The sequence below is a fragment of the Kerstersia sp. genome, assembly GCF_052103615.1.
Lineage (GTDB): Bacteria > Pseudomonadota > Gammaproteobacteria > Burkholderiales > Burkholderiaceae_B > Kerstersia.
Map to the genome: position 1 here is coordinate 2090 of NZ_JBQEKA010000117.1, position 5374 is coordinate 7463.

At 62.4% G+C, this 5374-nt stretch carries 6 protein-coding genes; 4 read left to right on the plus strand and 2 right to left on the minus strand.

Annotated features, from left to right (window positions below; all coding sequences use genetic code 11):
- The coding region (locus tag ACTJGZ_RS15230) for a hypothetical protein (protein WP_441663747.1) at nt 1–202 on the plus strand (202 nt) is incomplete at its 5' end.
- A 110-nt stretch (nt 203–312) separates the two neighbouring features.
- On the opposite strand, the gene argH is transcribed toward ACTJGZ_RS15230, so the two are convergent.
- Nucleotides 313–1737 carry an argininosuccinate lyase gene (gene argH, locus ACTJGZ_RS15235; RefSeq protein WP_441663748.1) on the minus strand — a complete coding sequence of 475 codons (1425 nt, stop codon included), beginning with the start codon at nt 1735–1737 and terminating at the stop codon, nt 313–315.
- A gap of 64 nt (nt 1738–1801) precedes the next feature.
- Between argH and ACTJGZ_RS15240 the strand changes: the two genes are divergently transcribed.
- The 3 genes from ACTJGZ_RS15240 to ACTJGZ_RS15250 all read left to right on the plus strand — a co-directional run bounded on the left by ACTJGZ_RS15240 (nt 1802) and on the right by ACTJGZ_RS15250 (nt 4431).
- Entirely contained in the window at nt 1802–3088 is a 1287-nt protein-coding gene (locus ACTJGZ_RS15240; protein WP_441663749.1) for a mechanosensitive ion channel family protein, read from the plus strand.
- Between the two features lie 246 nt (nt 3089–3334).
- Nucleotides 3335–3673 (plus strand): P-II family nitrogen regulator, encoded by a 339-nt coding sequence (locus ACTJGZ_RS15245; protein ID WP_441663750.1) that lies wholly within the window; start codon nt 3335–3337, stop codon nt 3671–3673.
- Nucleotides 3674–3675: 2 nt separating this feature from the next.
- Nucleotides 3676–4431, plus strand: a complete 756-nt coding sequence (locus tag ACTJGZ_RS15250) for a pseudouridine synthase (protein WP_441663751.1) — start codon at nt 3676–3678, stop codon at nt 4429–4431.
- A 144-nt stretch (nt 4432–4575) separates the two neighbouring features.
- Here ACTJGZ_RS15250 and ACTJGZ_RS15255 read toward each other — a convergent pair.
- Nucleotides 4576–5374 (minus strand): 23S rRNA (adenine(2030)-N(6))-methyltransferase RlmJ (locus tag ACTJGZ_RS15255; protein WP_441663752.1); only part of this gene is annotated, 799 nt, incomplete at its 5' end.

Consider the following 5374-nt stretch of genomic DNA (forward strand, 5'->3'; position numbering starts at 1 on the left):
GCAGCTGTTTTCCCATGGCGAGGTGTACCAGGCGCTGAGCAGCGAGGCAGACCAGAGCATGGATATTGCGGTGGGGATGCGCTACAGCCTCACGGAATGGCTGTCGCTTTATACCAAGGCCAGCTATAACCGCGTCACGGCCTCCGGCCAGCCCAATAATAGCGAGCGAAAGTATTCGGTCGGCTTGAGCACCCGCTGGTAAAAAGGCTGGTAAAGAGGCTGGTAAAAAGGCGGCCCCGAAGGGCCGCCCTGATTGCTCGCTTTAATGGCTTGCTTTGATTGCTGGCTTTAATTGCTGGCTTTGGGGCCTTGTCAGCGGGCCTCGGGCAGCGCGTCGATCAGACGCTGCGCTTCGATACGGACACGCTCAGGCGCCGTGCCGCCAATGTGAGAGCGGGAGGCGACCGAGCCTTCCAGCGTCAGCACATGATGCACATCATCCTGAATGTCGGGGTGGAAGGCCCGCAATTCTTCCAGCGTCAGATCGGACAGATCGCAGCCGCGTTCTTCGCAGGCGCGTACCGCCAGCGCCACGGTTTCGTGGGCATCACGGAAGGGCAGGCCGCGCTTGACCAGGTAGTCGGCCAGATCGGTCGCGGTGGCGTAGCCTTGCAGGGCGGCGGCGCGCATGGCGTCAGCCTTGACGAGGATGCCGCCGACCATATCCACGAAGATCGTCAGGGTGTCGCGCAGCGTGTCTGCCGTATCGAACAGGCCTTCCTTGTCTTCCTGGTTGTCTTTGTTATAGGTCAGCGGCTGGCCTTTCATCAAAGTCAGCAGCGCGATCAGGTTGCCGTTCACGCGGCCGGCCTTGCCGCGGGCCAGTTCCGGGACGTCCGGGTTCTTCTTTTGCGGCATGATGGAACTGCCGGTGCAGAAGCGGTCAGCCAGGTCGATGAAGCCGACGCGCGGGCTCATCCAGAGCACCAGTTCTTCCGACAGGCGCGAGAAGTGCGTCATGATGAGCGAACCGGCGGCGCAGAATTCGATGGCGAAGTCGCGGTCGGACACGGCGTCCAGCGAGTTGCGTGCGACGTCGTCAAAGCCCAGGGTGCGCGCCACGCGTTCGCGGTCGATGGGGTAGCTGGTGCCAGCCAGGGCAGCCGCTCCCAGCGGCAGGCGGTTGACGCGGCGGCGGGTGTCGATGAGGCGTTCCGCGTCGCGGCCGAACATTTCGGCATAGGCCAGCAAGTGATGGCCGAAGGTGACAGGTTGGGCCACTTGCAGGTGCGTGAAGCCCGGCATGATGGTGGCGGCATGCTCCAGCGCCAATTGCGCCAGCGCGCGGCGCAGCTGGCTCAGCAGATCAACCAGCAGGTCGATCTCGCTGCGTAGCCAGAGGCGGATGTCGGTAGCGACCTGGTCGTTGCGTGAGCGGCCGGTATGCAGGCGCTTGCCCGCATCGCCGACCAGCTCCACCAGGCGCTTTTCGATGTTGAGGTGAACGTCTTCCAGGTCCAGCGACCATTCGAACTGGCCGGCCTCGATTTCGGCTAGCACCTGGGCCATGCCGCGCTGGATGTCGGCGTAGTCCTGGGCGCTGATGACGCCTACGGCCGATAGCATTTCGGCGTGCGCCAGCGAGCCCTGGATATCAACAAACGCGAGGCGTTTGTCAAAATCGACGGACGCGGTGTAACGCTTGACCAGATCGGAGACGGGTTCGGAAAAACGCGCCGACCAGGCCTTGGCCTTGTTGGCGAATTGATTGTGATGGGATGATGTGGTGTCTGACATGATGGCAGGATTATAAGATGCGCGATAATGCAGCAACCTCAATTGTCCCGAATTACTGGAAGCAATGGTAGAGCTGGCTCATTTTTATCAATCCTTGCTGGATGCCTGGATGCCCAAAAGCGAATGGGCGCAGACGGTATTCGGCCTGTGTGTGCTGGTGGTCGTGGCCTTGCTGGCCCAGGTCATCATTGCGCATGTCGTGTTGCGGGTGATCCGCCGCCTGCTGCGCGTGAGCGGCCGGGAGGATTGGGATCAGGCCTTGCGCCGCCGTGGCGCCTACCGCAATTTATGGCGTTCGGTGCCGCCGCTGGTGGTCTCCGTCAATGCCGATGTGGTGCCGCATTTCGAGCGCCTGGCCGGCCCGGTGAGCCGTCTGGCCTTGATTCTGGCGATTGTTTTCTTTTTCCAGGCGCTGCGCAATTTCCTGAGCGCCTTGCAGGATACCTACGCCGCCACGACACGGGCGCAGACGCGTTCCATCAAGGGCTACATCGAACTGGGCAAGATCGCCTTGCTGGCGATTTGTTTTGTCCTGGTGATATCCATTCTGGTGGATCGTTCGCCTGTCATCCTGATTTCCGGTCTGGGCGCTTTGTCGGCGGTCCTGCTGCTGGTGTTCAAGGATACGCTGCTGTCGCTGGTGGCCAGCACCCAGCTGACCAGCAACGACATGCTGCGCATTGGTGATTGGATCGAAATGCCGCAGGCCGGGGCCGATGGCTTCGTGATCGACATCGCGCTGCATACCGTGAAAGTGCAGAACTGGGATAAGACGGTCACGACCATCCCGACCTACAAGCTGTTTTCGGAGAGCTACCGCAATTGGCGGCAGATGTTCGAATCCGGCGGGCGGCGCATCAAGCGTACGTTGCGCATCAATGCCAGCTGCGTGCGGTTTTTGAGCGATGCCGAGCATGAACGGCTGCAGACGTTCAGCCTGCTGCAGGAGTACATGAAAGAGAAGGATCAGGAGGTGACGCGTTTCAATGCCCAGCTCGGCGAGGCGGGCGGCAATGCCGTGAATCGCCGCCGCTTGACGAACCTGGGCACGTTCCGCGCCTACGCCAAGGCCTATATCCAGGCGCACAAAGAAATACGCAAAGACATGCTGTTGCTGGTGCGCATGATGGAACCGACGGCGGAAGGGATTCCGGTAGAGGTTTACTGCTTCACGAACAATACGGCCTGGGTTGAGTACGAACGCATTCAGGGCGATATTTTCGATCATCTGCTGGCGATTCTGCCGGAGTTTGATTTGCAGCTGTATCAGGCGCCATCCGGGGCGGATTTATTGCAGCTAGGCCCGCGTGAGGCGGCCAGGGCGGCAGCCATGGCGGCGGTGAATCGCTGAGATTGACCGTCATGGCATGGCGCCCGGCCGGGTGCCATGCTGCCGGACACACGCGGCGGCCAGGCCGCTGGCGGCAAAGGTAGGCAGCTTTGAATTGCCGGATTCACGAAGCCTATGGCGTGCGCGCCTGAGGCCGGCGCGCGCTGCCCGGCACCGGCATCCGTGCAATAATTCCAGCTGATGCACGGCTGCCTGGTGCATCGCCATCCTTCCCGCTTATTGCCTTTTGTCCCGGATAACACTGCCGTGAAGCAAGTCACCGCCATCATCAAACCATTCAAGCTGGACGAAGTCCGCGAAGCGCTCGCCGAAGTCGGCGTCAACGGCTTGACCGTGACGGAAGTCAAGGGTTTCGGCCGCCAGAAAGGCCATACGGAGCTGTATCGCGGCGCAGAGTATGTGGTTGATTTCCTGCCCAAGATCCGTGTGGATATCGTGTTGCCCGCCGAGCGGGTCGATGCCGCCATCGAGGCCATCCTGAAGGTGGCGCGCACCGGCAAAATCGGCGACGGCAAAATCTTCGTCACCCCGGTAGAACAGGCCATCCGCATCCGTACCGGCGAAAGCGGTGTTGACGCGCTGTGAACATGCGTCAAACACCAGAAAGCGCCACGCAGGAAAAAGTCCGTATCTCCAAACTGCTGGCAGAGCGCGGCATCTGTTCTCGCCGTGAAGCCGACAGCTATATCGAAAAGGGCTGGGTCAAGGTAGATGGGCAGGTAGCCCAGCTGGGTGACCGGGCCTGGCCCCATCAGTCCATCACGCTGGAACGGGCGGCGCAGTCATCCCAGACCAGCCGGGTCACTATTCTGCTGCATAAGCCGGTCGGGTATGTGTCCGGGCAGGCCGAAAAAGGCTACCGGCCCGCTGCGACGCTGGTGCAGGCTCAGACGCACTGGCGCGGCGATACCGGCCCGCAGCGCTTCCAGCCTGGTCACACTCGCGGTCTGGCGGCGGCAGGGCGGCTGGATATTGATTCCACCGGCTTGCTGGTCCTGACCCAGGACGGCCGGGTGGCGCGCCATCTGATCGGCGAAGACTCCGATGTGGACAAGGAATATCTGGTCCGGGTGGCCGGCCGCTTGAGCGAAAGTGGGCTGGCGCTTTTGAATCATGGCTTGTCCCTGGATGGCCACAAACTGCGCCCGGCCCAGGTGACATGGCAAAACGAAGATCAGCTGCGCTTTGTCTTGCGTGAGGGCCGCAAGCGCCAGATCCGGCGCATGTGCGAGCTGGTGGGCCTGAAAGTCATCGGCCTCAAGCGCGTGCGCATCGGCAAAATACGGCTGGGAGACCTGCCAGTGGGGCAGTGGCGCTACCTGAAACCGGGCGAACGCTTCTGAGCGGCCGGGCGCCTTGCTGAGGCTTGGCAAAATGCCCGCTGCCAGGACAGCGGGCCAGGACTGCGGGCCAGGACAAGCAGGGCATGACAGCGGGCCATAACAGCGAGGAGGCGCCTGGGGGCAGCCCCAGGCTTGGCGCCGGGCTCAGTCCTGCTGGAAATCCAGGGTGTAGCTGGCTTTGCCGTCCAGCGCCAGCTGGCGGGCCATCCAGGGCAAGGCTTCCTTAAGCGCTGCCGCCAGATTCCAGGGCTGGTTGATCAGAAACATGCCGCTGCCGTGCAGGCCGCGCCCGTCAGGTGAGGGCGCGCGTACCGTCAGGGTCGCATTCAGCCAATTGCGCACCGGCAGGCGTTGCAGTTTGCGGGGCAGCTCCTGCGCCTCGACCCGGGACACAATCGGGTACCAGACCGCAATCGTGCCAGGCGCATAGCGCTTGATGGCATCGTTCACGGCGGTGACGACTTTGCGGTAATCGGTTTTGTCTTCATAGGGCGGGTCTATCAGCACCAGGCTGCGGCGGCTGGGAACGGGCAGCAGCGCCTTCACGCCCTCAAAGCCATCCTGGCCGAAAATCGTGGTCTGGCGCATGGCGGTGCGGCCGCTGGCTTCCAGGTTGGCGACCAGCACCTCGACTTCGCTGGGGTGCAGCTCGAACAGGCGCAGGCGATCCGAGGGGCGCAGGCGCGACAAAGTGACCCAGGGCGAACCCGGATAGTGCCGCAGGGTGTTCTTGTCCTGATTGAAGCTGCGGATCAATTCGCGGTAGCTGTCCAGCAGCGGCGGCAATTGGCCCTGATGCGACCAGACGCGGCCGATACCATCTTCAAACTCGCCGCGTTTGGCGGCCCAGTCGCCATCCAGGGCGTACAGGCCGGCCCCCGCATGGGTGTCTATAACCCAGAACGGCGTGTCTTTGCGGGCAAAGTGCTCGACGGTCTGCAGC

Excerpts from the sequence above, each read along its gene's own strand:
- ACTJGZ_RS15240 (WP_441663749.1), top strand. The coding sequence starts at position 1,802 with ATGGTAGAGCTGGCTCATTTTTATCAATCCTTGCTGGATGCCTGGATG.
- argH (WP_441663748.1), bottom strand. The coding sequence starts at position 1,737 with ATGTCAGACACCACATCATCCCATCACAATCAATTCGCCAACAAGGCC.
- ACTJGZ_RS15250 (WP_441663751.1), top strand. The coding sequence starts at position 3,676 with ATGCGTCAAACACCAGAAAGCGCCACGCAGGAAAAAGTCCGTATCTCC.